Below are 26877 nucleotides of genomic sequence, written 5' to 3'. Positions count from 1 at the left end.
GGCGGCCGCTGAGATCGTGATGTCAGTAGCGCTGTCGGGATCGCTCAAATCATCCCAGGAAGGCCGTCAGGCATCCTTGAAAATCGTTGTTATGGCGAAAGGACGACAGTGTCGAACGCCGACCCCCTGCGGTGAACGATCATCCTCGTCAGCGGTAGTACGGCGGTTGAACGTACCGGGGATAGGCCCTGTCGAGGCTGATGATCTTTCCGCGGATGTACCGCACCGTGCTCCACACCAACACCAGGGAGCCGAGCAGGCCCAGCAGGGAGATCTCACCGCTGGCATCGGGCAGGATGTCCGATCCCAGGATGGCCAGGAAGTTGAACGCCGCATGCATGAGCACCGCTGCGAAGTAGTAGGGCAGCCAGCTTGTACCCCTCCCCGTCCTCAGCTTGGAGACGTGCGAGCGCGATATGCCGAAACCGGAGATGGCCGACGCCGAGGTGTGCAGCAAGGTCGAGGTTATAGTACGGGCCAGGACGGTGATTATGAACAGCTCCACGCCTTCCGTGAGGGAGCTGGTGTAGTACATGACGTTCTCTCCCGCGGCGAAGCCCAGGCCCACCGCGGCCCCGTACACCAGCCCGTTCTCCAGCTCTGTCAGCCGGCGGCTCGAGGCCATGACCCCGGTCAGCTTAGTGAACTCCTCGATCACAGGGGCGAGGACCACGGCCAGGATTATGCTCTCCATCGTGGGGTCCAGGCCACCGTCCGTGTACGTCTCCAACAAGGTCAGTGCCAGCAGCTCCAGCACGAAGGCCATGCCCAGGGCGACGATCAGCCCGTAGATGAACGTCCCGGCGATGGCATCCACCGGTTCACGGTCATAGATCTCGGCCCGGCGTATCCACATCAGGTACAGGAGGGCGGGCACGAAGGCCACGATCAGGACGATGATGAGCTCCAGCACGAAGAGGGCCATGGTACGCTGAGTGTATGAACGGTCCGTGATAAAATAGATGGTCATGTCCTGGCCGTTCAGGATAGGTCATCGGTCAAAGACTAGGAGAGGAGAATGCAAGAGTAGAAAAGATAGGGGGAAGGGGTTTTGGGTCCGGCTTACTTCTTGCCCCGGTTGTTCTCGTTCCTGCTGGTGGAGAACAGGAGGACGAAGAAGGAGCCGGTAGCGGCCGCCGCCAGTATGATAGGCCACCAATCGTATGAGCTCGTGGCCTGGGGCGTCAGGGTGATGGCGCTGATGGACAGGGTCTCCCCGGCCCCCAGGAGGGCGGAGGAGAACGTTGCCTGATAGCCGTCCTTGGTCACCGTTATGGTGTGCTCCCCGGCCTCGGTCACGATGTAGAACAGGCCGTTCTCATCGGTGAGGGCGGTCTCACCCGTGTCCAGAGTTACCAGGGCATTCGACACCGGAGCTCCATTGGTATCCACTATCCTTCCGGAGAGGGCTCCGCGGTTAGTGATGGTGAAATTCCAGCTCATGTTCACCTCATTGCCGGCGAGGTCCATCCCGCTCACCGCGACCGTGTAGGAGGTAGCGTACTGCAGGCTGGCGGACGGCTCGAAGGTCACGGTGTTGCCGGACCAGCTAACGATCCCTTCCACTCCCTCCACGGTCAGGTTCACGGAGCTGACGTCCATGCCCTCGGAGAAGGTCACAGAGACATCCGCATCAGGGTCCACATGCTCCCCCTCGGGAACGCGTTCGGTGATGTTCGGCGCCTCAGGGTCCAGGGTGAAGCTCACCATCTCGATCACGAAGTTCCCGGCGTTATCGAAGACCCTCACCTCCAGAAGGTGCTGCCCTTCGGCCAGGGCGCTCAGGTCATAGGTGGTCGGTACCTCTGACCACTCCCCGCCGTCGACCCTAAGGCTGTAGTTGCCCACACCGGATTCGCCATCGGTCCCGTTCCACGCACCCTGGGCGTTCCCTCCGTTGAGGAGATCACCCTCGCTCGGGGATTGTATCACTAGAACGGGGAGGATGGTATCTAGGTACACCTGCACCTCGGCGGTGGCGTTGTTCCCTACCTGGTCATATGCCCTGACCTGCACGGTGTGCAGGCCGTCGGCAACGCCCTCAAAGAGGTACTGGGTGGCTGAATCCACGTTGGTCCACACCCCTCCGTCCAGTCTCACCTCGTAGCTGTAGATGGAGGAGATGTCGTCCGATCCCTGCCACGATACCTGCAATGAGGAGATCCATGTGCCGTTCTCGGGCGAGGCAATGGACAGCAAGGGTATGGAGAGGTCCACAGAGAAGCTCACCGATGCGTTCCCGATGTTGCCGGCCACATCCATGACGAGGACCTCCAATGTATGGGTCCCGGCCTCCAGACCGGTGAACGATGTTGAGGGCGTGCCATTGAGTGCGGACCACTCCCCGCCGTCAAGGCGGAACTGGTATCCATCCACTCCGTTGAGATCGACAGCGCTCCACGCGGCCGTCAGGTTGCCGCTCCCTGTCACCAGGCCGTTGGTAGGCGAGGCGATGGTGATCACGGGTGTTGTGGAGTCCCTGGTCACCAGGACCGAGGTCTCATTGACGTTCCCCGCGTTGGCCACGGCCTTGACGGCCAGGGTGTTGTTGCCTTCGGACAGGTTCTCGAAGGTGTAGCTGACCTCCAGGCCCACGCTGGTCCATTCGCCGCCGTTGAGCTTGACCCAGTAGCCTGCGATGCCCGAATATTCATCGGTGCCTGTCCACGCCATTTCCACGCTGGAGGCGTTGGTGAAGATCCCGTTAGAGGGCGAATCGATCACTATGCTGGGCGGGAAGGGATCGGGGGTCATGACCTCTATCTGCCCCTCGCCTCCGAGCACCTCGCCGCTGAACGCCATCAGAGTGTAGGAATACTCATGATAGGGTACCACCGTGGTGTCACTGTAGGATGTGTCGGACGCTCCCAGGTCCACGGTGAAGTTGCCACCGGAGGTGGAGTTCCTGGTGAGGTGGTAGCCGTCGATGGATTCCTTGAGCGAATAGTTATAGCCGTTCCAGCTCAGGTCCACGCTGAACGGCTCCGCCACGGCGTTGAGGGAATCAGGATTGGCGATCTCCTGCGATAGGGGATGCCCGTCAGTGGAGTTGCCCCCGGCGATCTGGTAGGGAACGTCCATGTATCCGTCACGGTCCGCGTCAGGGCTGGGCAGGTCGCTCCATAGGTTTCCCGGTCCCGAGTTCCAAAGGGTCGTGCTACCCGTGGCGGGCTCCTCCGGCTCTGCCGGCGATGAGAGAGACGGTGCCTTCGACGCGAAGAGCGGGAGGTCCAGACCGCCCTCTATGGTGAAGTTGGCGAACGCCGAGGCGCTGTTGTTCAAACCGTCCCACGCTCTGACCTCGATCTTATGGTCCCCGGCCTCCAGCTCCAGGGGGTAGTAGAAGAACGAATCCTCTCCCTCGGGGATCTGCCACTCCCCGTCATCGATGCGGAACTCGGCGCGGTCCACCCCTGCATCATCATATGCATCCCAGTAGGCGTAGAAGTTCCCGTAGATCTCCTGGCCCTCGTAAGGCTCGTAGAGATAGATGATCGGCCCGAAGATGTCCACATAGATGTAGCAGTCGTCATAGGCCTGGGCATGCTCGGGGTCGTAGGTCTCACCGGCACCGTTGTTGTCGATGAAGCGGTTGAGGAAGACCTCGTTGTCCAGGGAGGTGTTGAACCATAGGCCATAAGAGGTGCTGTTGGAGATGGTGTTGTAACTGATGCTGACCTCTTCGGAGGAGATGACCTTCACTCCCATATCGGAGGACCCGTTCACGTGGTTCCAGGTCATCTGGACGCTCTCGCTTCCCTGCAGCATGGCCCCGTCCTGGCACCCCTCGATAGTGTTACCGGTCACCTCCACGTTCATGCTGTTCTTTACCATCAGTCCCTGTGGGCAATCCGATATCTCGTTCGCCTCTACCGCACATTCCTCCACATGGTCGAGCAGGATGCCCGCGGTCACAGCGCCGATGATGCGGTTATAGTTCAGGTCCTCGGAGTAGGTCTGTGTAGCGTTTATCCCCACGCCGCAAGACCCTATATCGTTCCAGTGCACCTCGCTGTGGCCGCTGAGGTACAGGTGGATGCCATCAGCGCATCCGGATATGATGTTGGAGAAGGCCTCACCGGAACTGCAGTAGTAGAACAGCACGCCGTCCTGGGTGCAGCCGGACAGGGTGTTGTGCTCTACAACGATGGAACCGCCGCGGACATCGATGCCCACCCCGCACTGGGATATGGTGTTGTATCCTGCACGGGAGCCCTGGCCGTTGAGGTACATCCCTGTGTCGCCGGCGGAGATGGTGTTGTAGATAAAGCGGTTATTGTTTCCGCTGTCGATCCTGACGCCCTCCTTGCATCCTGTGAAGGTGCAGTTGTCCACCTTGTTGCTGTTGCCAAAGCTCAGGTAGACGCCCTTCTCGCATGTGATGAGGTCACAGTGACTGACGGCGAAGTAATGGCAGCTCTGGAGGCTCACGGCCACGGACGTCACGTTGTCGAAGGTGCAGTCATCGATGGTCACATGGTCCGAGTAACCAGACAGGAACGCAACCGTGGTGTTGTCGATGGCCAGGCCGCTGATGTGCCCGTTGGTGACGTTTCCCAGTATGACCTGTCCCGCGTCAGTGGGAACGGCAGTGCTGGTCATGTCCATCGCCGCGTAATAGTAGACAGGCTTGCCGTTCACGGTGTTGGACGCCGGGACGGTCTGGCTGGTGTAGGTGCTCTGGCTCCCTTCCAAGGTGATGGCGCATCCGATCAGGGCGTTGCTGGTCAGCACGTTGTTGTTAGTGCCGGAGAGGAATATGCCCGCCTGGGAGCAGCCGTTGATGTCGTTGGAGCTCACGGTGCACTGGTTGTTGCCCGAAACATAGATGCCGTTATCACCGCCATCGATCTCATTGTTTATCACATTGGCGCTGGTGGTGTAATAGATGCGGACACCGGTCTCGCAGTCGGAGATGTCGTTGTCCTGGACGACGACACCACTACTGCTATAGGTGTTGATGCCCACAGAGCATCGCACGATGGTGCAGTCCTCGATGACCAGGGGATTGCAGTAATCGACATGCACCCCCTCGTTACAGTCCGTCAGATTGTTGCCGCCGATCGATCCAGTGCAGTAATGGCCCTTTATGCCGATATTGGAGAAGGACACGTTGTTGCCGGTAACGATATTGTTGGCAGAGAGCTCTATGGAGATGCCGTAGGTGGCGTTGCTTATATCATTACCCCTGACCTCGTTACCATCGGAGTCCCAGAGCTTTAGGCCGTTGTTGGTATCGTTCATCACGTTGTTGAGAACATGGATCCCCCCGTTGGAGCTATCCACGTATATGCCGTACGAAGTGACGTCTTCGAAGATATTCTCCTCAACTGTCGCGGCGGAGGAATAGACGGTCACTCCAGTCACACATTCGAGGAACTGGTTCGAAGTGACGATTACCGACGTCGAAGTGTAGAGGTTGATGCCGGTGTCGGCGTTCACCTCGTTGCTCGATACCTCGATCCCATCGCAGTTATGGATGTAGAGGCCAGTGCCGCAGGCTATCAGTTCGTTGCTGCGTAAGGCCACAGAGGAGGAGGAGTCCAGGATGATCCCGAGGTCATCTCCCTCTAGACCGTTTTCCTCGATAAGGCAATCGCTGCTGTGGTAAATACGGGCCCCGTAGGGGGACCCGTTATCGATAGTGTTGCCGTCGACCAATATGTGGGAGCTGTAGCCGATGAGCAGGCCCACGTTCTGATCGCTGAGGTTCTGTCCGGTCACGTGGGCATACTGGACACTGGCGAGTATGACCTGCCCGGCCCCCAGGGGCACCGAGGCGTTGTCCATGTTCACGTTGGCATAGTAGTACACCGGCCGCCCGTTCACGGTGTTGTTCGTAGCGATGACCTGGGAGTTGAAGTAGAACTCCGAGCCCTCGAGGTTGATGGAACTGGACACCAGGACGTTCTCGTACAGGGCATTGTCGTTCGAGGAGCTGAGCTCGATGCCGCTCCTCGTGCAGTCGGATATCACATTGGCACCGAGCACGTTGCTGGGGCAGGAGTCCAGCGCTATGCCCACGGTGCAGACGGTGACGATGTTGCTGTCTATGACGTTACCGGTCGACTGGTAGAGGGACAGGCCAGTGTCGCAGTCGGCGAAGGTGTTGTGGTGGAACACGCTATCAGTGCATACGACCGCCCTCACTCCCTGGGGGTCACCTCCCGAGAAGAGGTTGTCCGCCACCTGGATATGGGAGCTGTAACCGATGAGAAGTCCCGCGTTCTGGTCGCTGAGGTTCAGTCCCGCCACGTTAAGGTACTGCACGGAGGCCAGGATCACCTGGCCCGCATCCAGGGGCACCGAGGCGTTGTCCATGTTGACGTTGGCATAGTAGTACACTGGCCGCCCGTTCACGGTGTTGTTGTCGGGTATCTCCTGGTGGGCAAAGACATCGGAGGAGCTGTACTGGATGTAGAAAGAGGTTCCTGTAAGGTTGTTGTCATAGAAGGTGTTGTACATCGACGCTTCCACGGTGACCCCTCCGATGCCACAGTTGCTCACGCGGTTCTCGACCAGGACGTTGCGGGTGCTGGACGTGTAGAGATATATTCCGTAGGAGCAGGCGTTCACAGTGTTGTTATGGAACAGGACGTCCGCGGAGGATTGCGAGTACATGCCCACGTTCCAGTTGTTGGCGGTGTTCCCCTCCACGGTCATGTTGTTGGAAGAGATCAGGTGCACGCCCTTGCCGGACCCCGAGGAGAGGGTGTTGTACATGAGGATGTCCCGGGCCGAGGACTCCACCACGATCCCGTTGATGCAGTTGATGGTGTTACTGCGAATAGTATTATTATCTGAGCTCATGAGCTCTATTCCAGCGTGATAGGAGGTGACCACGGTGTTGTTCTCTATGCGGTTCCTGTCGGAGTTGGTGAGGTATATGCCGTCGCCGGAATTGGAATAGTAAATATCGTTGTGGTCCAGGAGCACGTCCTGGGATTGTGTCAGGTAGATCCCATAGGACCGGCAGTAGTTGATGTTGCGCGTGGCCACAGTGACATTGTTGGAGCTGTCGATCTTAACGCCGGCATTGATAACATCATAGCAGCTGCCGGAGTACAGACTGACGTTGGTGCATCCTGTGAGGATGATGCCATAGTAGGCGCTGCTCACGCTGGTGGAGAGTATCTGGGCATTGCTGACGTGATACAGGTTTATCGCGCCAGTTGTGTAGGGGTTCGTGGAGGCGTCGGTGGTCCGATAGATGTAGCACTGGTAGATCACGAAGGACTTCGTGGTGTTACCGACGAAGATGCCGTAGGTGGAATGAGCGTAGTAGTTGTTGTTTATGTAAACATTATAGATGATGTATGGGTTGCTGGCCGTACCGTCGCCGACCCAACCCATGGCGGAGGCCTTGGCAGTGAGCTCGGCATCGCTGTTGATCCGGAACGGAGAGGTGATCTGGGTCGGTGAACCGGGATTGATGCCGGTCTTTATGGGCGCCCCCGCATCCGTGCGGTCCGAACCGTTAAAGAGGGCTCCCAACGTTCCTACCAGCAACAGCCCGATGAGGACAACTGCTGCTATAGCTATCGTTCCCTTCACCACGCTAGATCTTTTCAGCCTCGACATATGAACCACCTAACGCCCAATTTGGACGGTGGGAGCGCATAAATAGGTGGTGCGGTAATTATCAATATTTTATATATAATCAATATATGTATATTAACTACAATATATTGACTAAATTTTTTAAATCTTTCCTTTGAGCCAGAACATATTATTATTCTGATTTAATATCCTAGAACTATTTGCGATAGCTTTTTATCATTTTCAATTTTTGATAACGAAAGATATCAGGGGTGGAATGGGGGTTATTTCATCGACCTCCAAGGTCGATCTCTCATCAGTGAGCTTGTGACCGCCATTCCTGGTCCAGTTACTTGACAAGGGCCTCACACCGCACCCTCTCCGTCAGGATGCCACATCTTGATGACCGCCTTTCGCGGAGGCGGGGTCTGGAACGGCCGGCGGCAGGAGACGCAGTAGGCCGCGTCCATCTCCACCCAGTAGTGGCAGTGTGGGCATTCCTTGCGCAGAGGGGCGTAGCACTGGGAGCAGGTACGCTGCAACCGGTCGACCTCGGCCTCGCAGCAGGCACAGTGCCTGCGGACATCCCCGCTCACGCACGCCGGGCGGGGATAGTGCCTCTGCTCTCTCTTCACGGCAACTGGGCTCACCAATGCTCCCTTCTGCAAGCTCATCCACCTGTCTCAGCGGTTGGCGACCAGGTACATGGGGAGCTCGAAACAGCTTACCGGACCGACCTCCACGCTCCACTTGGTGATGCGTTCTATCGACGATCTGACGTCCTTCCCCAGACCCCCGATGATCATCCTATGGCTGGTGGTCTTGGCGGATATTCCGCTTCCGGTGATCGCTTTCATGACCTGCATGCCTGAGAAGAAGTTGCCCGCCACCGCGTTGTCGTACGTGAGACCTTGAGCGTCCACGGGTATGACGAAGGCCTTCACCTTGGCCGCGTTCAGTACCAGGCCCAGTATCTGGTGCGTGATCACCGAGTTGCTGGTGACGATGATCGGGGAACTGTCGTCCGGTGAGTTGTATTCGAGCAGCGGCTCCGGTACCTTCTGCTGCATGGGGTCGCTCTCCGGTAATCTTATGTCCACGGACAGCGCCCCGTCCAACGCCTCGGCCATGGCCTTGTCGATCTTGTCGCAATCCGCAGCCTTTATCTTCTTATCCACGAGCAGCTGTGAGAACTCCTCCCAGCTCTTGGTCCCGCAACCCGGGGTCTTGTCGGCGGGCAGGTAGTTCATAAGGTCCTGTGGCTTCAGCCAGTATAGGTCTATCTCCTCAACGGTCATTTTCTTTCCTCCATCTGTCCTTCCCTGATCACTTGGTCAACGAGCTCGGCCATGCATCGTTCTCCCTCGAAGCTCATCCGTTCTGCCATATCGATGGCCGACCGCATGTCCTCCTCAACGAGGTCCAGTTTGCACGCCCCACCGATGCGATGCCTGTAGGATGGCCGGCAATGGGCAGTGGCCCTTGATGCCACCAGCTCCTTGATATCGCCATCCATATCACACCGCCTCCGTTCTCTTGCCGATGTGACGGCCTCTGCTGTCGTAGTACCTCCGCTTGAAGTACAGGGACAGGTTGACCAGCGAGATGAGCGCCGGCACCTCCACCAACGGGCCGATGACCGTGGCGAAAGCCACGGCGGAGCTGATACCGAACACCCCCACCGCCACGGCGATTGCCAGCTCGAAGTTGTTGCTGGCCGCGGTGAACGACTGGGTGGCCGCGTGAGGGTAGTCGAACCGGAACCTCATCGACAACCAGAACGACAGCAGGAACATGATGACGAAGTAGATCACCAGAGGTATGGCGATCCTTACGACGTCCAGGGGGGTGTCCACGATGGACTGGGCGCGCAGCGAGAACATCACCACGATGGTGAACAGCAATGCCAGCAGCCCGATCTTGCCGGCTATGGGGATGAACTTGTTATCGTATCGGTCCGCGCCGATCCGTGGGCGTAACAGGTACCTCGTCAGGATTCCTCCGAAGAACGGGATCCCCAGGTAGATGATGACGCTGATGGCCACGGACACGATGCTGATCTCCACCGGCACTCCTGAGCCGGGTGACACGACGTCGGAGAGCACGGCGATTAGGAAGTACGCATAGAAAGCGTACAGCACGATCTGGAAGATGGAGTTCAGAGCCACGAGGATGGCCGCATACTCCGTGTCTCCCTCGGCCAGCTGATTCCACACCAGCACCATGGCGATACATCTGGCGACCCCGGTGAGAATGAGACCGATGCGGTACAGGGGCTCATCGGGGAGGAAGATCCACGCCAGGGCGAACATCAGCAGCGGACCGACGATGTAGTTAAGCCCTAGGGACGTGCCGAACATCCTCTTGGCCTCGGGCTGCTTGGCTATCTTACCGATCTCCTCATACCTCACCTTGGCCAGGGGCGGGTACATCATGAGGATGAGGCCGATGGCGATGGGTATGGACGTCGTCCCAATGCTCAACCTGTTCAGGGTATCGGCGAAACCGGGAACGATCACGCCCAGAGCGACCCCCAACCCCATGGCGGCGAAGATCCAGACGGTCAGGTACTTGTTCAGGAACGATAACTTCTTCTTGTCGCCCTCAGCTCTTGCACTGCCATCATGCCGCCCGGTCATCCAGCACCACCTTCTTTATGCTAGTTAATGTTATTTCAATAATTATTGAAGTAAATCCACAGGTGCATATAAAAAATTTATGCACAATCGTTAGGTCCGCTCCTTGCGGCCGCTCAGTGGCAAATAATAAGTGCATTCAAAGGATTGATTAGACGACTGTTACCCTGGACACCTGGTGAATGGAGATGTCAACAAGAAGTACCGCGGACAAGGAGTGCTGCGCCGATATACTGAACCTACCTGATGAGATGGCAGCGACGATGGAGAAGTTGGGGGGGCTGGAGGGGCTGAGGTCCCGCGTCCCCAGCCGCGAAAACGTTATCGAAGAGGCCAGGCTGTTCCAGTCATTGTCCGACCCCATCCGTCTGCAGATCCTCCATGCCCTGCAGGTCGCCGACCTGTGCCCCTGCATCCTCAAGGAGATCACCGCGCTCTCTGACTCCAAGCTATCGTACCACCTCAGCGTACTGGAGGAGGCCAAGCTGGTGACATGGTCCTCACGCAAGAAATGGCGAATATACATGCTTAGCGAGTTAGGCCTGTCGGTCGTGGACCGCATCGCACGCCCTCGTGAGTGAGGGTGCGCTCTCAAGCGCCGTATCTCACATGGTTTCTGGTCATCCTTTACTGCCTGCGAGCATCTTCTTGATCTCATCCACGCCGGGGACCCTGCCTACGGCCACGACCTCACCGTCGATGACCAGGCCAGGGGTCATCATGACGCCTCTGTGGGCTATCTCGTGAAGGTCCTCGATCTTAGCGACCTCGATGTTCAGCCCCAGCTCCTTGACCGCCTCCTGGGCGTTCTTGAATAGCCTCTTGCACTTCACGCATCCGGTTCCTAGAACCTCGATCCTACTTGCCATATTATCTTCTCCTCACGCACTCGTTCATAATCGCGACCATTTCGTCCTGCTATCCGCGGTACGGTACGAAGACGTGGTCCTTTCTTCTCAGGCATCTTCATGATAGAATCCCTAGTGTTCTCGTGCCACATTAGAGAGACCTTCTGGTTGATCAGATTCAGCGTGGCTAATTCCATTCCTGACCAGTTATCGCGAACCTTCTTGTCCCCGGCCGATGAGATCAAAGAGCATAGTCCATGGTTTTGCATGGCATCACCCGAACAACTGCCCGTAGGCGAACGAGACGATGGTGGAGAAGGCCACCACCAGCAGGATGTACACCGCCGTCTTCCTCGCCCCCATGAGCCGATATAGAACGACTATCGACGGTATGCTGAGCGATGGGCCGGTGAGCAGCAAGGCAAGCGCAGGTCCCCCTCCCATAACGCCGGTGGAGTAGCCGAAGGTCGTGCCGATGATGGGGACCTCCAGCAGCGTGGGCATGTACAGTAGCGCTCCGATGATGGATGCCAAAAAGGTGGAGGGCAGGGAGTTGCCGCCCAGGTAGGGGCGGAAAGATTCCGCAGGAATGAAATAGGCGATGACGCCGACCACGAAGGTACCGGCGATGAGTATGGGAAAGATCTTCTTGGTCAGTTCCCAGGTCTCCATACCCCATTCGGTCACCTCGTCCCTGTGGAAGAAATAGATGAGGATGACGGCCACCGCCAGGGTCAGGACGTAGACGAGGGCGAGCTTGGGCACCCAGTCCAGCTTTGATGAGCCGATCAGGAGGATGGCGATGAGGAGGACGAAGAACGATGGGACCACCCACCTGGGTCTCTCCTCCCCAGCAGAGCCCATAGCGGGCAGTTTTAACTCGCTTGTCTCTGAGGCTCGTTTCTCCTCTTCCTTGCGGAAGATTACCGACATGCATAGGCCGATCACCACGGACAAAAGAACTGCCGTCACCGCTCTGGCCAGCCCGATGTCGTAGCCCAGCACCTGGGCGGTGTACACGATGGCCAGGACGTTGATGGCGGGGCCTGAGAACAGGAACGTGGTAGCCGGGCCCAGGCCGCTGCCCTTCTTGTATATGCCGGCGAACAGGGGCAGGATGGTGCAACTACATACCGCCAGCACCGTACCGGAGACGGCCGCCACAGGGTAGGAGATGTACTTTTTTGTCCTCGGTCCGAAGTATTTGAGGATAGCATCCTTCTTGATGAAGGCGGCGATGGCCCCGGCAATGAAGAATGCGGGGATGAGGCACGTAAGCACGTGCTGGGACAGGTAGTCCAGCAGGCTGTTGAGCCCGCTCATCAGAGGATCAATGAGGATATCGGCCATATCGATACATTTCAATTAATTTTGAAGCTAAACCATCATCTGAATATTAATGGATTTCGCCCCCTGCTTCGAGCGACCTGGTGGTGGTCCCCCCTTCGCTCACTCATCGACGAGCTCGATGCTTAGAGGTATCTTCTTCTTGACCATGGACCGGGCGATCATGCCCGCCTCCACCCACGCCACGGTCATCACACCAGGCAAAAGAAGACAGTTGGCGCTCATCTCGGAATCGATGAAGTTGCGGAACACCTTGCTACTGCTCTTGTCCGTGAGGTCGAACAGGGTTAGCGGTCCGAGATCCTCCACGAACTTCACGGCCTTCTGACAGCTGCTGGTGATCTTTAGCTCGAAGTCCCCGTCGTCGTTCCTGTTCGCCTCTATGATCGAGGTGTTCCCGCACGGGAACATGTTGACCTTTACCCTGGAAGTCACGATCTGCACCACCATCTAGCAGGCCTGATGGCTTACAGGGGAGAGGACAGTATATGTTATAAAAAAGGGATTGAATTGTTTCTCCTACTGGAAAGCTGACCATATTCACGAAGACCCTTTCTTGTGCCATCTCACGTAGATGGTGGCCATGGCGAGGAACACCAGAGCGGCCACGCCCACGATCCAGATGGGATTGCTACCTCCGCTGCCGGTACCAGGGGTCTGCCCATCGTCCGATGGGTTTCCGTTGTTATCGCCTCCGTTGTTATCCCCTCCATCATCCCGCTGGAGGTCGACGAACGAGTATGCGAGCATTTTCCCATCGCTCGATGGCAGGAACAGAGAGCCGTTGGACATGGACGGTGCACCTCTTATGGCTGCGGGCCCGGCGTCCTTGGTCCATGCCACCACCCCATCGCTGTCCACCGCGATGATCTTGCCGCTGCCGTCGCTGGTAACGACGTAGCTCATCCCGTCGACCGCCACCACTGTGCTCTCCGCGCTAGCGGACCCGATGGTCGCGGTCCACTTCTTGGTGCCGTTGAGGTCCACCAGGGTCAGCCCGTCCTCCGATACCGACACCACTCCCTCGGAGGTTAGTGCCGCTGAACCCGGAACCTTCCCGGTCTCAGCCGTCCATTCCAGGTCCCCATCATAATTTACGGAAGCCACTCCGCCTCCCGAACCTGACGCGAAAGGTACCAGGACCTGATACTTGGTAGCGATCGGCGAGGAGGTGAGCTTGCTGCCCAGCGGTAGACTCCATTCCAGCCCGCTGCCGTCACCGGCGAGCGCGTACAGGGTGCCGTCATCACCGCTGACCAACAAGAGGCCGTTGCGGACGGCCGGGGCGCTGCTCACGTTCGTGGTGAGCTTCTCGCTCCACTTGAGGGCCCCGAACTGGTCCACCGCTACGACGTTGCCGTCCTCGTTGGCCACTATGATCAGGTTCTGGTACATCACCGGCGAGGAGACGATGCCCGCGGCCGATGTTCCAGTATCATAGCTCCATCTCTGGAACCCGTTCTCGGCGTTGAACGCGTACAGCTTACCGTCCGCAGAGGGCACGTACACGTAGCCGTTCCAGTACATGGGACTGGCCACATGATGACCGGTGCCCAGCTCCTCGCTCCATACCTCCTCGCCGGAGGCATCAAGGCAGAATATCTTGCCATTGGTGCTGTATGTGGTCCCATCGCTAGTGGTCCCGCTGGTAACGGCGTACAGATGCCCTGCGGCGTAGATTGCGGTCGCGTCCACGGCCCCTTTGCCCAGGTCCTTCGACCACTGCGCTTCGATGCTCGATGGAACATAGCTTTGAAGACCTCCAGTGTTCGAGTAATCTCCCCTCTCGGTGATCCAGGTGTCCCGGTCAGAGGGCGTGGAGGTCGGAGGCCCCATGTACGTCCACCTCGTATAGATGAAGGCGATGGCGTCCGTGGTGGTGGGATTGATCCCCTCCAGGAGGGTCGCTGACCATATCCAGCTGTTGCTCGACGATTCCCATTTCAACAGCCGCCAGAAATCGTAGGGGGCGTCGGGGTCGGAGAAGTTGTAGTTGCCGCCATATCCCTCGATGCTCATGATCTGATGGCCCCATTCCTCCAAGAAGATGTTGGTCTGGGTGAAGCCGAACGTCTCCGTGGCATTGGTGAAGACATCGTAGCCGGTCATCCCCGGCGTCAGGGGCACATCGGTCCAGTACGTCCTTCCGTCCCCGAAGTCGAACAGGAAGGCGCAGGAGTCAGTGTCGTCGGCCGCGGATACGGTTCCGCCGAGGGATACCGCAAGCAGCAGAGCGCACAGGATGGCGGCTCCGGCCTTCATACCCACCTCTCTAAGGATGAGCTGCTACAGACCACCAGCCGTTCAGCGTAGATGGGAGAAGCGATATCAGGGTCACTCCATTCGAGCTTATCCTTCATCGAGAAAAGCTCTCTCGAGCTCCGCAAAGCATCGCTTCCGGTCAAGACCAGACCTTGGTGTGGGGAACAGGATGAATCTATGTCAGCTCCCGGAGCTCCGTTGACATCAAGATGGAATGTTATAGGCATCCCGGAGCGTTACTATTCGTCTATCTTATTTAAAAACAGCCCTAGATGGCTTTGAATTGTTTGATATTGTTCATCGTCCTGCACGTCCAGCGCGCCCTGGACGAGCTCACGCATCCGAAGAGGCTTGTTTCAACCATCGCCCCGCCGGAAGGTCTTGGCGGCTTCCGAGAGGGCGCGCAGGTTCTGCAGGGATGCAGTGGGGTCTAGGCCGCAGGCCGGGGACAGGACATCAATGCCATCGGCCATGCACTTCCTGCTGAGATCACGTATCTTCTCTGGAGGTTGCAGCACCATGTCCTTGGGGTCGATGTTACCGACCAGTGCGATGTCGTCTCCCAACTTCCCTCTCGCCTCCACCAGATCTACCTTCTGATGTACGGATATGCCGTTAGCCCCGCACTTGGACATCAACGGCAGGTTGAGCATGGGATGGCCGCAGAGCTGCAGGATCGACCGTGCTCCCAGTTCTCGCACCTTCGATGTCAACGCCTGCTCCCCGGGGAGGGCGAACTCCTCATACTGCTGCATGGAGAGTATCTCTCCGCTGGCCCAGGTGTCCTCCACCACTATCACTTCGGCGCCCTCCTCCACCGCCGCTTCCACGAAGGCGAGGGAGAACTTCTCTGCCACCGACATGACGTTGTGGATGAACGTGGGATCGACGATCAGGTCCATCATCGTCTCCCGCTCCCCCCGCAGAAAGCAGGCCAGCGTGAACGGCGCGGTCACCGCGCACAGCACCGGTACCTGCCCGCCGCTCAACTTCCTCACAGCCTCCAAAACGACGGGGGAGCGGCCGTCCTTGCGCGGGTCCGGGACATGAGCTATGGCCACCTTGTCATGGTCATGGAGGGGATGGTAGCTCACATAGGGGTGCTTGGTCGGCCCTCCCATGGCCACTCCCGCCCCGAACGCGGAGGCGTCCACCGTGGTCTCGAAAGGGACCCGCGCACCTTCCAGACCTCCTCTCTCCACTGAGGCCATCGCCAACCGCGCCATGAGCTCAGCGTCCTGATGCGCCTGGGGCCACAGGGCGCCCACCGCCTTCTGGAGCTCCAGGATGGCCGTCTGGCCGAAGCTGACACAGGGAGGGCGGTCCACCCCCTGCCGATCAAGAGCAGCCAATAGACGGTCCCGCATCGGCGGTTAATGAACGCTCACCCAACTTCAAGGTATCCTCTGTACGCAGGTGGGAGGAACGCAGGAACGGTAGAAGGAAAGGGATCGGCCGCTGATGTCCACTGAAGGTTAGAGAACGGATCACTCGCCCGGAACGAATTTGCCCTTGGCCAGCGGCCGCACGGCGGGGGCCACGTCGTCCGTCGGCAGCTCCCGCTCCTCCTCGAGTATGAGGTCGCCGATGACCGGCGTAAAGGGGTCCATGAACGCGCCCTTGAGACCGCATGAACGTATGAGGTCGAGGTCCTTCTCGATGACACCTCCACCTATGATCACTCCTGCATCCAGCCGTGACAGCGACTCCACCAGGCCACGGTCCACGCCCTGCCCCCTCCCCAGGCGGGTCATGTCAATGACCCCGATGGAATCGAACCCGATGTCCTTCATGGCGGCGATCGCCCTCCCCAGGTCCCGGGGCCCCACATCGCGATGGGACCATAGCACCTCACGCGACCAGTGGAGGCAGGGCACCACGCGGTCGGAGATCTCGAAGGCCTCCTCGAACACATCCAGGTCGGGGGCGGTGAGACTGCCGATGACCGTCCGGGACACGTCCATGGTGAAGGCGTCGAAGATGTCGTCCAGCGCTCTGACCCCCAGGTCCAGCCACACCTGGTATTTGCTCCTTATCAGCTTCTTGAGAACGTCGAAGTTGGGATGCCCGTCCCTGACCCCCGCTAGGTCCAGGAGCATGACCTCCTTGGCGGAGTAGCGGGGGCTCTGCACCGCTGACCAGTACCGGGAGAACCGGGCGCTCTTCCCCCGGACCCGGTAGCCGTCCTCCCACTCCACCTCCACCACTTTGGCGACCTGCCCCACGGAGTACTTGAGCACGGGGACGTTGAACAGGGACGCGGTGTCCACCGGCATGATGGGAAGGTGGATGAAATCGTCGGCGGTGCCGCTGGCCACGGCCTTGAGGCTCTTCTGGAAAGCTGTCAAATCTTCTCGGGAATCGAAGTCCAGGGGCACCGCGGTCTTGCCGCAGCTCCGGCAAATGTACCCGCCGTCGTTGTGGTCCACCCACGGCAGCGGTCCGCCGAACAACAGCGCGGGGTGCGTGTCCATGCTTCCACAGTAGGGGCACGCCCTGAGGGTCACTCTCTCTGCCATCCAGTGCCCTAGGGTCGGTGGTGGATAAGAGCCTTGCGGGTACGCTCACTAGTTCTCGGAGGGGGTCACTGCGTCCACTACATCACTTGCCTCACGCTTGGGACGGAGCACGATGGCCACGACCAGTCCGATGAGGGCAAGGACGAAGCCCACCCACCACGCCTGGATAAAGCCTTCCACCTTGTACAGTTCCACGATCACCCCTGGCGCCACCTGGTACTGGAAGGAGTTGGCCGCTAGTATCACCGCTGCTAGCACCGGCCCGATGGAACCGCCCACGATGCGGAACAGGGTGTTCATGCCCGAGGCCACGCCGAACTCGCTCTGGGGTGCCGCCTCCACCACCACGTTGATCATGGACACCATGCACAGGGCCACCCCAGAACCGAAGATCACCATGGAGATGGTGAGCTGCCAGAAGTCGGAATTGAGGAAGACCAGGGAGATGAAGCCCGCTGTGGTGATGGCCATGCCGATGGCCAGTACGTTGGAGGGTCCTATCTTCTTGGACAGCTTCCCGCCGTAGGGCCCGAAGAACAGCTGAGCGATGGCGCTGGGTAGCATGTACAGGCCGACCGTGAACGTATCGGTGAGACCGAAGTACCCACCCGCGGTAATAGGGGTCTCCAGGAAGAAGGGAAGGGTCTGGTACACCATGAACATGGTCAGGCCGACGAACAACGCCACGATGTTACCGCCCAGTATGCCCCGGTTCGCCAGGAGGGACGGTCTCACGATGGGGTCCTTGGAACGCATCTCGATGAGCACGAAGACGATGAACGCAACGAGGGAGGCGGCGAACAAGGCGAGTATGGCGCCGCTGTCCCATCCCCACCTTTCTCCCTCGGTGAGCGCTAACAGGAGGGCGACGATCCCGATGCCCAGGGTGACCGCGCCCGGAATGTCCAAGCTTCCTTTCCTGACGTAGCGGGGATCATGGATGAGGTAGGCCGCCGCCACCGTGAGCACCATGAAGAAGGGGACTATGACATGGAAGGCATCGGTCCACCGTGCCACCGAGGTGATGTAGCCGCCGCCCACCAGGCCGATGCTGACCCCCACGGAGAACATCGCCGAGATCATCCCTATGGCCACCGGTATCTTATCTTTGGGGAAGGTGTCCCGGACGATGCCGAAGGCCAGGGTGAACATGCCCATGCCCACTCCCTGCAGGCCGCGGAAGAACAGCAGGACGAAGATGTTGTGCTCTCCCAGTAATGCATCCGAGATCTCCAGGGAGAAACCGCTGCCCAGCAGGGCCACCACATAGATGACCATAACTGCGATAAGGACCTTCTTCTTCCCGTGGATGTCCCCGAGCTTGCCCACGAGGGGTGTGGCCACGGCCCCCACGAGTAGGTAGATGGAGAGCACCCAGGGCAGCCAGTCCACCTGAGCCGGGAAGTCCTGGGCCATGGTGGGCAGCGCCGGAACTATCATTATTTCCACGAACATTACTATCATTGCCATGCTGGCCAGTATGAACAGTATCGCCCCGGTGCGCTTTCCCTTCTCCTCAGGCGGGTTCTCCATTATATCGATTGCCGATAATTGGTGTACTATATACGGTTTTCCTGAAGGGTCGAAAAATGTGGACATGGAGATGTCCTCAGGGACACCTGCATCCTAGGACTGACTTTATTATTGTTAAGTCTCATTACTTCGACCAACTAGAGGGATGATGACGGTGAAAATGCTGGAGGAGTTCTTCCCGGAGTTCACGGGCAAGCTGGACGAGATCGATGCGATGTACAGGGAGAAGAGGATGATCGATGAGAAGACCTATCAGTTCATCTGCTTCGCGCTGTCCATCAAGGGACGGAGCGCACCCTGCGTGAGGAAGCACTTCAAGGGCGCCCTGGAGGCCGGCGCCACGGTCAAGGAGCTGTGCTACATCTTCGCCCTCACCATGCGCGAGTCCGCCGGGGCCGATGACTGCTGGACCCACGACGTCCTGGCGGACTGGCCGGAGATAATCGCCGGGAACGTGAAGTGCTCCTGCGAGAAGTGAGAGGTCCGTAGTCATCCTGCCGGCTGGGGATGCATACCATGACCAGACCGGTCCGGACAATGCTCGTGAATGCTGTGAACGAGCGACGGTACCTTGGTCGATGAGCATCTTAAGCTCACCGATAGCTCGAACGATCAGGAACGTCACCGTCCTCTATCCGATATCAGGCGACCGATTCAGGAGCAAGTTTAATTCGAACTAGTGTTTATTATAACGCAATGAGGCTGCTGATTATCGGCGGGACCGGTCTGCTGGGCCAGTACCTGGTGCTGGAAGCATACCAGCGAGGGTGGGAGGTCACGGCGACCTATCACGACAACGATGCCAAGATAGGGACGAGGACCTTGGTCCACATGGATGTTCGGAACGAGGGTGAGGTCAGCGAGGTCCTGAGGTCCGTACGCCCGGAGGCGGTCATCCTGGCCGCAGGTATAACGGACCTGGACCGCTGCGAGACCAACCCCCAGGAGGCATGGGAGGTCAATGCTGAGGGCGCCCTAAACGTGGCCGCGGCCTGCAAGCTCAATGGCATCAAGCTCCTGTACGTGTCCACTGACGCGGTGTTCAACGGCCAGAAGAGGGAGCCGTACTTCGAGTTCGATACCCCCGATCCCCTGGGCATATACGCCCAGACCAAGCTGGAGGCCGAGAGGATCACCCTGGATGCGGACGAAAGTAACATCGTGGCCCGGGTGTCCCTACTGTACGGATGGAACCGCCTCATCGATAAGGAGAACTTCGTCACCTGGGCCCTATCCCGCTTAAGGGAGGGGGAGATGGTCAACCTCTTCGAGGACAGGCGGACCTGCCCTACATACGCGCCCCACTGTGCCAAGGTGCTGCTCCAGGTGCTGGATAAGGATGGCCAGGGCATCTACCACGTCGCCGGGGCGGACTGCCTCGACCGCTACGAGATGGGCCTCCAGGTGGCTGAGGTGTTCGGCCTTCCCTCGTCCTTGTGCCGGCGGGCCAGCGTGGCCGATTCCGACCTGGTGGCGAAGCGAGGGAGATATCTGTGCCTCAGCTCGCAGAGGGTGGAGGCGGAGCTAGACGTCCGCATGATGTCCTTCGAGGATGGGCTGAAGTCCATGCGCTCCACCGATCCCGGCAGGGTGGATATCGGCGATTAGAACTACGAGGGGTGAGCGGGACCGGGGGCTTCGAACACCGAGGTTTGACCGATGTTCGTTAGGTGCATCGCTTGACATCGGTGGTGTGAACAACCCTTCGTATCCTCTTCCGATCTCGGTTGCGATCATTCTAATTTTTTCCTGATGCACCATCTCCGCATCGCCTTTCCAGGCATATGGTCACACGTCCGTAGTCCGCTGTCCGCATGTCTGGATAGCATCCTTTATACGGTTCTTCACCTTACCGGTACGATGCGGGAAGAGCCTCGGTCGATGGTTCCTCTGGTCACCCTGATTGGTGTTTGATCATGCTCTCTGTCTTGTATGTCGATGACGAATCCGGCCTTCTCGATATCGGTAAGATATTCCTGGAGAGCCTGGGACACTTCAATATCGACACCGTCACCTCCGCGCTCGATGCCCTATCTCTGATGAGCCAGAAGTGGTATGATGCCGTGGTCTCCGATTACCAGATGCCGGACATGGACGGCATCGAGTTACTTCGCCGGGTGAGGACGTCAGGGAACGACATCCCATTCATCCTGTTCACCGGCCGGGGCCGTGAGGAGATCGCAATCCAGGCGTTGAACGAGGGGGCGGACTTCTACCTCCAGAAGGGCGGGGACCCGGCCTCCCAGTTCACCGAGCTGGCCTACAAGATCCGCCAGGCGATAAACAGGAGGAGCGCGGAGCTGGCCCTCAAGGAGTCGGAGAAGCGTCTCTCGGAGATCATCAACTTCCTGCCGGACGCTACGTTCGCTATCGACCGTTCGGGTCGGGTCATCGCTTGGAACCTGGCCATGGAGGAGCTGACGCACATCTCCTCGGCTGACATCATGGGTAAGGGGGACCGCGAGCACTCCCTACCCATATATGGAAAGAGGCGCAAGATGCTCGCCGACCTGATCCTGGAACCCGATGAGGCCTTCTTAAAGAACTACCGCTTCGTCCAGTCCGAGGGGGGCCATCTGATCGCGGAGTCCACCATATTCTGGAATAATGGTCGTCCCACCACCGTGATGGCCAAGGCCAGCCCCCTGTACGATCAGAAGGGAGAGGTCGTCGGTGCCATCGAGTCCATGCGCGACATAACAAATCGCGTGAGCACGGAGGAGGAGCTACGCGCCGCCAATGAGAGGATCATTGCCTCCGAGCAGAAGCTCCGTGATCAGTACGATGAGCTGCTGAGGAGAGAGAAAGAACTGCGGGAGAGCAAGGAGCAGCTCCAGATGTTCATGGACTCTGCCTCCGATGCCTTCACCATTTGGGACCATGATCTCAACCTCATCGACCTCAACAAGAACGCCCTGGGCTACCTGCCCCCGGGAACCAGGAAGGAGGACGTCACCGGCAGGAACCTGGTGGACCTCCTACCCGAGTTCGGTCAAGGAGGACAGTGTGAGCGGTTCCTCGACGTCATCAGGACCGGGGTCCCGTTCACGAGCGTGGAGAAGATGCCCGAGGACCGGTTCGGAACGTGCTGGTTGACCATCAGGGCCTTCAGGGTGGGAGGCGGGCTGGGGGTCTCCACCAATGACATCACCTCGATGAAGGAGGTCGAGGACAAGCTGAAGGACGCGAACGAGGAGCTTACCCGCGACAAGGAGGAGCTGAAGAGGCACGTTGACAGGCTGGGAACCAGTCAAGCAGCGCTCCGGGTGTCCGAGGAAAAGTTCCGCGCGTTCACCGAGTGCTTGTCCGACTTCACCACCATAACCGACAGGGACCGCAGGCACACCTATGTCAGCCCCTCGGTCCTGCGCCTCATGGGGCTCGATGCGGAGAAGATATTGGGAACGGTATGCACCAGCGACGACAACCCGTTGAAGATCCACCCCGACGACTACCATAAGATAATCTCGTGCTCGGAGCAGGCCTCGCACGATCCCGGTAAAATAGTGAACATACCTATCTTCAGGAGCCTTGACCGCGATGGTCGGACCTTGTACATCGAAGGCTCCTTCGTTTACCTTCCAGACCTGCTGGGGGTCCAGGGACTGCTCTTCCACGGACGGGACGTCACCGATCGCATCCTCATGGAGAAGGCCGCCCAGGAGAGCGAGGCCAGGTACCGGAACGTGATAGTGAGCTCGCCGTACGGCATGCACTTCTACGAGCTGAGGCCGGACCGGAGCCTGATCTTTACCGGAGCCAATCCCAGCGCCGATCAGATCCTCAGAATGAGCCACATTCCGATCGTCGGCAAGACCCTGGAATCGGCGTTCCCCGCGCTCGCTGGGACCGAGGTCCCGGAGCAGTACCGTCATGTAGCGGAGCATGGCGGCACCTGGCAATCCGAGCAGCTCTCCTACCAAGGAGGGTCTATCAACGGCGTGTTCGCCGTTACCGCATTCCAGACCTCCCCCGGCTCCATGGCCGCTATGTTCGTGGACGTCACCGAGCGCAAGCGCACCGAGGACGCCCTCCTGGATAGGGAGGAGCAGTTCCGGCAGCTCATATCCATGATGCCCGTCCCCATCTGCCTGATAGGGAACAACGGGACCTTCCAGTACATCAATAACAAGTTCCAGCAATACTTCAGTTACACCGTCGATGATCTTAGGACCCTCGATGATTGGTGGACCCGGGCGTACCCCGATGAGGAATACAGACGAAAGGTCATCGATGTGTGGATGACCGCGGTCAGGGAATCAAAGCTCAGCGGTAAGGACATAGAGCCCATGGAGTTCAAGGTGACCTGCAAGGACGGAATGGTGAAAGATGTCATCATAAGCGGGATGGTCTTCGATCAGTTCACCTGCACGACGTTCATAGACATCACCGAGCGCAAGCGCACGGAGGACGCTTTGCAGCAGAGCGAGAGAAAGAAACGGACCATGATCGACAACCTCATCGACCTGGTGTACGAGGCCGATATGGACGGCAACTTCACCATGGTCAGCCCGTCCGGGGCGCGGTTGCTGGGGTTCTCCTACCCCGCGGAGATGATCGGCCTGCCCATATCCAGGATGTTCGCCAACCCTGAAGATGTGAACGCCTTCATGAAGGCACTGAGCAAAACTGGTTCCCTGTCCGGTTATCCCATGGCCCTGAGGTCCCGGGACGGGACGGTGCATCACGTGGTATCGAACAACAGGTTCGCCTACGATGACAGGGGCGCGCTCAAGGGTGTGGAAGGTGTCCTCCACGACGTGACCGAGCTGCGGCGGGTGGAGAACGCCCTGCGCATGGCCAACCGGAAGCTTACTCTCTTATCGGGTATAACGCGACACGATATCAAGAACCAGCTGCTGGTGCTGGACGGGAATATCTACCTGGGAAGATCGGTCCCCAACGTCCCGGAAAGGATGAAACAGCTGATCGATAGGGCGCAAGGGGCCTCCGAAGCGATCTCCCGGCAGATCGACTTCACCAAGGACTACGAGGAGCTGGGGGTGAGGTCCGCGGTGTGGCAGGACGTCATCGCCCTGGCGTGGAACGCGGCAGCGGCCCTGCCCATGCGCGACGTCAAGCTAGTCATCCAAGGTACTGGACTGGAGCTCTTCGCCGATCCATTGGTGGAGAAGGTGTTCTACAACCTGATGGACAACTCCCTCCGCCACGGCGGGGGGAAGCTGACGACCATAACAATCTCCATGATCGATCACGGCGGGGACCTGGAGATAACGTACCAGGACGATGGCGAGGGGATAGCCGCCGCGGACAAGGGCAAGCTGTTCACCAAGGGCTACGGAAAGAACACGGGGTTAGGTCTATTCCTCTCGAAGGAGATCCTGTCCATAACTGGCATCAGCATCTGCGAGAACGGCGAGCCCGGCAGGGGAGCCCGCTTCGAGATCAAGGTGCCCAGCGGGGCGTGGAGATCGGTGAGCCGAGGGTGAGGGAGCGCAGTGGAGCCACCAGGGGTCGCTGCTCCCAAGGCCACTGGAAGTGAGACGCACGATATGCAATGATCTCAAATGAGACCGCCCACGACCTTGCCCCTGGGGCAATACGAGGCCCTCAAAGGGAAGTGGCCGGCTCAGGGACCACCTTCAAGAGGGGACAGCCCATTATCTATCTCCGTAAGTGAGGACCATGAGCTCTTGGTGTGGCAGGAACGGCCCGCCCTGGCAGCCTGTCCGTTCCATAGCTCTGAGGTCAGAATACAGGAGGCAAGGACTTGACATCACTGAACGAGATCTACAAGTGCAGCGTGTGCGGGAACGTGGTCGAGGTCGTCCATGGCGGCAACGGAGAGCTGGTATGCCACGGACAGCCGATGAAAAGGTTCGTAGAGAACACCGTGGACGCCGCCAAGGAGAAGCACGTGCCAGTGGTGGAGAGGACGGCGGACGGCATCAAGGTCACGGTCGGCAGCGTGCTCCATCCCATGGAGGAGAAGCACTACATCGAGTGGATCGAGGTCGTGTCCGACGGAAGGGTCATGAGGAAGTATCTCAAGCCAGGAATGCCCCCGGTGGCGGAGTTCCGGTGCACCCCTACCACGTTCACGGTTCGGGAGTACTGCAACCTTCACGGACTATGGAAGGCCTGACCTTCCCTCTTTTATAAGGCGTGCGTTAATTAGCAAGTGAAGGCTAGAGGTTGAACGATGGGCTTCCAAACGGACCGGCCGACCGAGCTGTCCATCCTCATGGACCGGGCGATGGAGTGGCTCCAGGAGCGTTATAGGGGCGGTGAGGACAGCATAGACTTCCCCCTGTTCGCGGTGGCCATGGAGCGGGGCGAGCGCTGGGACATCTCCGACCTGAAGGCGGTGTACTACTGGTTGCATATGATGGGCTTCATCCACGTCCCCGAGCTGGAGCTTAACAGGCGGCACTCCTGAGATCATCGCCGATCGTCTGAAGTAGCCGGACAGGTGACCTTATTTTTAGCTGTTGCTCCTGAATGGCGACATCGCTCAGGACGGCGGTGATGCTTGCCCATCGGCGGCCGGCAGGTGTATGGTGAAGGTGGTCCCCTTCCCCACCTCGGACTCCAGACCCAGATGCCCCCGGTGGCCCAGGACTATGGACTGCGATATGGGCAGGCCAAGGCCGCAGCCGGTCCTCTTCGTGGTGTAGTACGGCTCGAAGATGCGGTCCAGGTCCTGGGGGGCGATGCCCCGCCCATGGTCCTGTACGGAGATCCTAACGTAGCGGCCGGCCGGCAGCGGCACGCCATCCCCTGGCGCGATGGTGACGTTGACAGCACGGACCTTGAGCTCTCCGCCGGCGACCATCTCCTGGCGGGCGTTGATCACGAGGTTGGAGATCACCCCTCGCACCTGCACCTGGTCGGCCATGACGTCCCACAGGTCGTCGGTGATATCCATATCAGCCCGGACCGGGGAGTCCCGGAGGCTGAACTCCACCTCCTCCCGCAGGACCGGTTTGAGGGATATGAGCTTCCTGTCCGGCTTGTCGGCCTTGGACAGGGACATCATCTGCCGGACGAGCTCTCGCGCTCGCTCCGTGGCCTTCTCGGCCTCGTTCAGCCTGGTCCGGGCGTCAGGATCGTCGTGCATCCTGAGCTTGACCAGCTCCACGTTGCTGGACATCACCGTGAGGATGTTGTTGAGATCATGGGCAACTCCCCCGGCCATCAGCTCTATGGCCCTGACCCTGTTGGCCCGCGCTATCTGCTGCCTCACCTTATCCTTCTCGGAGTCGTCCCTGATCACCGCCACCGCTCCGATGGTCATGTCGCTCGCCCTTATGGGGGCCACCGTCCCCGACAGAGCTATGCGGGTCCCGTCCGGTCTCAGGAGATAGAGGCCCTCGAGCGGATGGATGCCTCCGTCGGCGAGGCTTTGTGCCGTGGGGCTCTGTAGATTGCCCGACGCATCGACCGAGGGGAACGCCTCTCCCACGTCCAATCCCTTCGCCGCTTCGATGGTCTTACCCGTCAAACGCTCGGCGTTGTCGTTCATGGTCAGCGCCCTACCCATGGTGTCGGTGACGATGACCCCGTCCCCGATGCTGGACAGCGTTACCGATAGCCTCTCCATCTCCTCGGCCAGCTGGTTCTCGGCCCTCCTCCGCTTCTCCAATTCCCGCAACAGCTCCGCGTTCGCGCTCTTTAGCTCCCCGGTCCGCCGATCGACCTCGGCCTCCAGGAGGGCGTTGGACCTCTCCAGCACCTCCTGCGTCCTCCTCAGGCGTTCGCTCAAGTAGGATATTACGATGACGACCATGAGGAAGAACGTGGTGCGCAGGATGTCGTTGGCCAGCATGCCCATGCTCCCTATGTACAGGTCCGTGACGTACAGCAAGGCCGCGAGATAGGCGACCAGCAGCAAGGCGTAACGGCGGTACCAGATCGCGGCCAGGGTGAGTGGGAGGTAGAAGAACTGGGTGAAGATGGTACCCTCTTGCAGGACGATGTGGAAGTAGAAGGTCACGGAGGTGGCTACGCTAAGGAGGATCGTGATGACGATTAGCTTCGTCCTTTCCTCGACCTTCATGGGGGTGCTTCCAGAAAGTCCCAGACCCTAATGGTCTAAATACTTCCCCACCTGGCCATCAAAAACAATAGTCACGTAGGGCACCACGGGCAACGACCGAGTTCCCCTCATCTATGATGGTGGCTAGCGGTTGGACCATAGGGACAAGGGTCACGAATATCGGAACAAGGTTG

Annotated in this window: 20 protein-coding genes; 6 read left to right on the top strand and 14 right to left on the bottom strand. The window is 59.0% G+C overall.

All coding sequences use genetic code 11. From position 1 onward, the window contains the following. Window positions 1-148: 148 nt before the first annotated feature. The 6 genes from GXX95_03460 to arsB form a co-directional block, all read right to left on the bottom strand. Window positions 149-970 (bottom strand): PrsW family intramembrane metalloprotease, encoded by an 822-nt coding sequence (locus GXX95_03460; GenBank protein ID NLT37202.1) that lies wholly within the window; start codon window positions 968-970, stop codon window positions 149-151. Window positions 971-1062: 92 nt separating this feature from the next. Then, complete coding sequence (locus GXX95_03455; GenBank protein ID NLT37201.1) at window positions 1063-7581, bottom strand: hypothetical protein; 6519 nt, start codon at window positions 7579-7581, stop codon at window positions 1063-1065. A gap of 323 nt (window positions 7582-7904) precedes the next feature. Continuing rightward, window positions 7905-8213: a hypothetical protein gene (locus tag GXX95_03450; GenBank protein ID NLT37200.1), complete on the bottom strand. Its 309-nt coding sequence runs from the start codon at window positions 8211-8213 to the stop codon at window positions 7905-7907. 9 nt (window positions 8214-8222) lie between these two features. After that, window positions 8223-8837, bottom strand: coding sequence for a hypothetical protein (locus tag GXX95_03445; protein ID NLT37199.1), 615 nt, complete (start codon window positions 8835-8837; stop codon window positions 8223-8225). Beyond that, complete coding sequence (locus GXX95_03440; GenBank protein ID NLT37198.1) at window positions 8834-9055, bottom strand: hypothetical protein; 222 nt, start codon at window positions 9053-9055, stop codon at window positions 8834-8836. The genes GXX95_03445 and GXX95_03440 overlap by 4 nt, the downstream gene beginning before the upstream one ends. Window position 9056: 1 nt before the next feature. Then, window positions 9057-10178 carry an ACR3 family arsenite efflux transporter gene (arsB, locus tag GXX95_03435; GenBank protein ID NLT37197.1) on the bottom strand — a complete coding sequence of 374 codons (1122 nt, stop codon included), beginning with the start codon at window positions 10176-10178 and terminating at the stop codon, window positions 9057-9059. Between the two features lie 185 nt (window positions 10179-10363). Here arsB and GXX95_03430 point away from each other — a divergent pair, with 185 nt between their 5' ends. Further along, window positions 10364-10756, top strand: a complete 393-nt coding sequence (locus GXX95_03430; GenBank protein NLT37196.1) for a winged helix-turn-helix transcriptional regulator — start codon at window positions 10364-10366, stop codon at window positions 10754-10756. A 39-nt stretch (window positions 10757-10795) separates the two neighbouring features. Here the strand turns inward: GXX95_03430 and GXX95_03425 are convergent, their stop codons facing one another. The 7 genes from GXX95_03425 to GXX95_03395 form a co-directional block, all read right to left on the bottom strand. Next, a complete protein-coding gene (locus GXX95_03425) occupies window positions 10796-11044 on the bottom strand; it encodes a thioredoxin family protein (protein ID NLT37195.1) in 249 nt (82 codons plus the stop codon). Between the two features lie 252 nt (window positions 11045-11296). Beyond that, a complete protein-coding gene (locus tag GXX95_03420; protein ID NLT37194.1) occupies window positions 11297-12373 on the bottom strand; it encodes a permease in 1077 nt (358 codons plus the stop codon). A 99-nt stretch (window positions 12374-12472) separates the two neighbouring features. Further along, a complete protein-coding gene (locus GXX95_03415; protein ID NLT37193.1) occupies window positions 12473-12805 on the bottom strand; it encodes a hypothetical protein in 333 nt (110 codons plus the stop codon). Window positions 12806-12910: 105 nt separating this feature from the next. After that, window positions 12911-14632 (bottom strand): PQQ-binding-like beta-propeller repeat protein, encoded by a 1722-nt coding sequence (locus tag GXX95_03410; GenBank protein ID NLT37192.1) that lies wholly within the window; start codon window positions 14630-14632, stop codon window positions 12911-12913. A gap of 356 nt (window positions 14633-14988) precedes the next feature. Beyond that, a complete protein-coding gene (locus GXX95_03405) occupies window positions 14989-15984 on the bottom strand; it encodes an MtaA/CmuA family methyltransferase (protein ID NLT37191.1) in 996 nt (331 codons plus the stop codon). Between the two features lie 135 nt (window positions 15985-16119). Continuing rightward, a complete protein-coding gene (locus tag GXX95_03400) occupies window positions 16120-17151 on the bottom strand; it encodes a hypothetical protein (GenBank protein ID NLT37190.1) in 1032 nt (343 codons plus the stop codon). Between the two features lie 48 nt (window positions 17152-17199). Continuing rightward, on the bottom strand, window positions 17200-18684 hold the full coding sequence (locus tag GXX95_03395) for an MFS transporter (GenBank protein ID NLT37189.1): 1485 nt from the start codon (window positions 18682-18684) through the stop codon (window positions 17200-17202). 154 nt (window positions 18685-18838) lie between these two features. Here GXX95_03395 and GXX95_03390 point away from each other — a divergent pair, with 154 nt between their 5' ends. From GXX95_03390 to GXX95_03370, 5 genes are all read left to right on the top strand, one after another. Next, on the top strand, window positions 18839-19162 hold the full coding sequence (locus GXX95_03390; protein ID NLT37188.1) for a carboxymuconolactone decarboxylase family protein: 324 nt from the start codon (window positions 18839-18841) through the stop codon (window positions 19160-19162). A 218-nt stretch (window positions 19163-19380) separates the two neighbouring features. Further along, on the top strand, window positions 19381-20292 hold the full coding sequence (locus tag GXX95_03385) for an SDR family oxidoreductase (GenBank protein NLT37187.1): 912 nt from the start codon (window positions 19381-19383) through the stop codon (window positions 20290-20292). A gap of 308 nt (window positions 20293-20600) precedes the next feature. Next, complete coding sequence (locus GXX95_03380) at window positions 20601-24134, top strand: PAS domain S-box protein (GenBank protein ID NLT37186.1); 3534 nt, start codon at window positions 20601-20603, stop codon at window positions 24132-24134. Between the two features lie 281 nt (window positions 24135-24415). Further along, the gene (locus GXX95_03375; GenBank protein ID NLT37185.1) at window positions 24416-24790 is read left to right on the top strand and encodes a desulfoferrodoxin; all 375 of its coding nucleotides are present in this window, start codon (window positions 24416-24418) and stop codon (window positions 24788-24790) included. A gap of 57 nt (window positions 24791-24847) precedes the next feature. Next, window positions 24848-25084, top strand: coding sequence for a hypothetical protein (locus GXX95_03370; protein NLT37184.1), 237 nt, complete (start codon window positions 24848-24850; stop codon window positions 25082-25084). 75 nt (window positions 25085-25159) lie between these two features. On the opposite strand, the gene GXX95_03365 is transcribed toward GXX95_03370, so the two are convergent. Next, complete coding sequence (locus tag GXX95_03365; protein ID NLT37183.1) at window positions 25160-26704, bottom strand: PAS domain S-box protein; 1545 nt, start codon at window positions 26702-26704, stop codon at window positions 25160-25162. Between the last annotated feature and the right edge of the window lie 173 nt (window positions 26705-26877).

This window comes from Methanomassiliicoccus sp., from assembly GCA_012719175.1.
Taxonomy (GTDB): domain Archaea; phylum Thermoplasmatota; class Thermoplasmata; order Methanomassiliicoccales; family Methanomassiliicoccaceae; genus UBA6.
The sequence above is the reverse complement of the archived record's forward strand: the minus strand, read 5'-3'. Positions and strand labels throughout refer to the sequence as shown.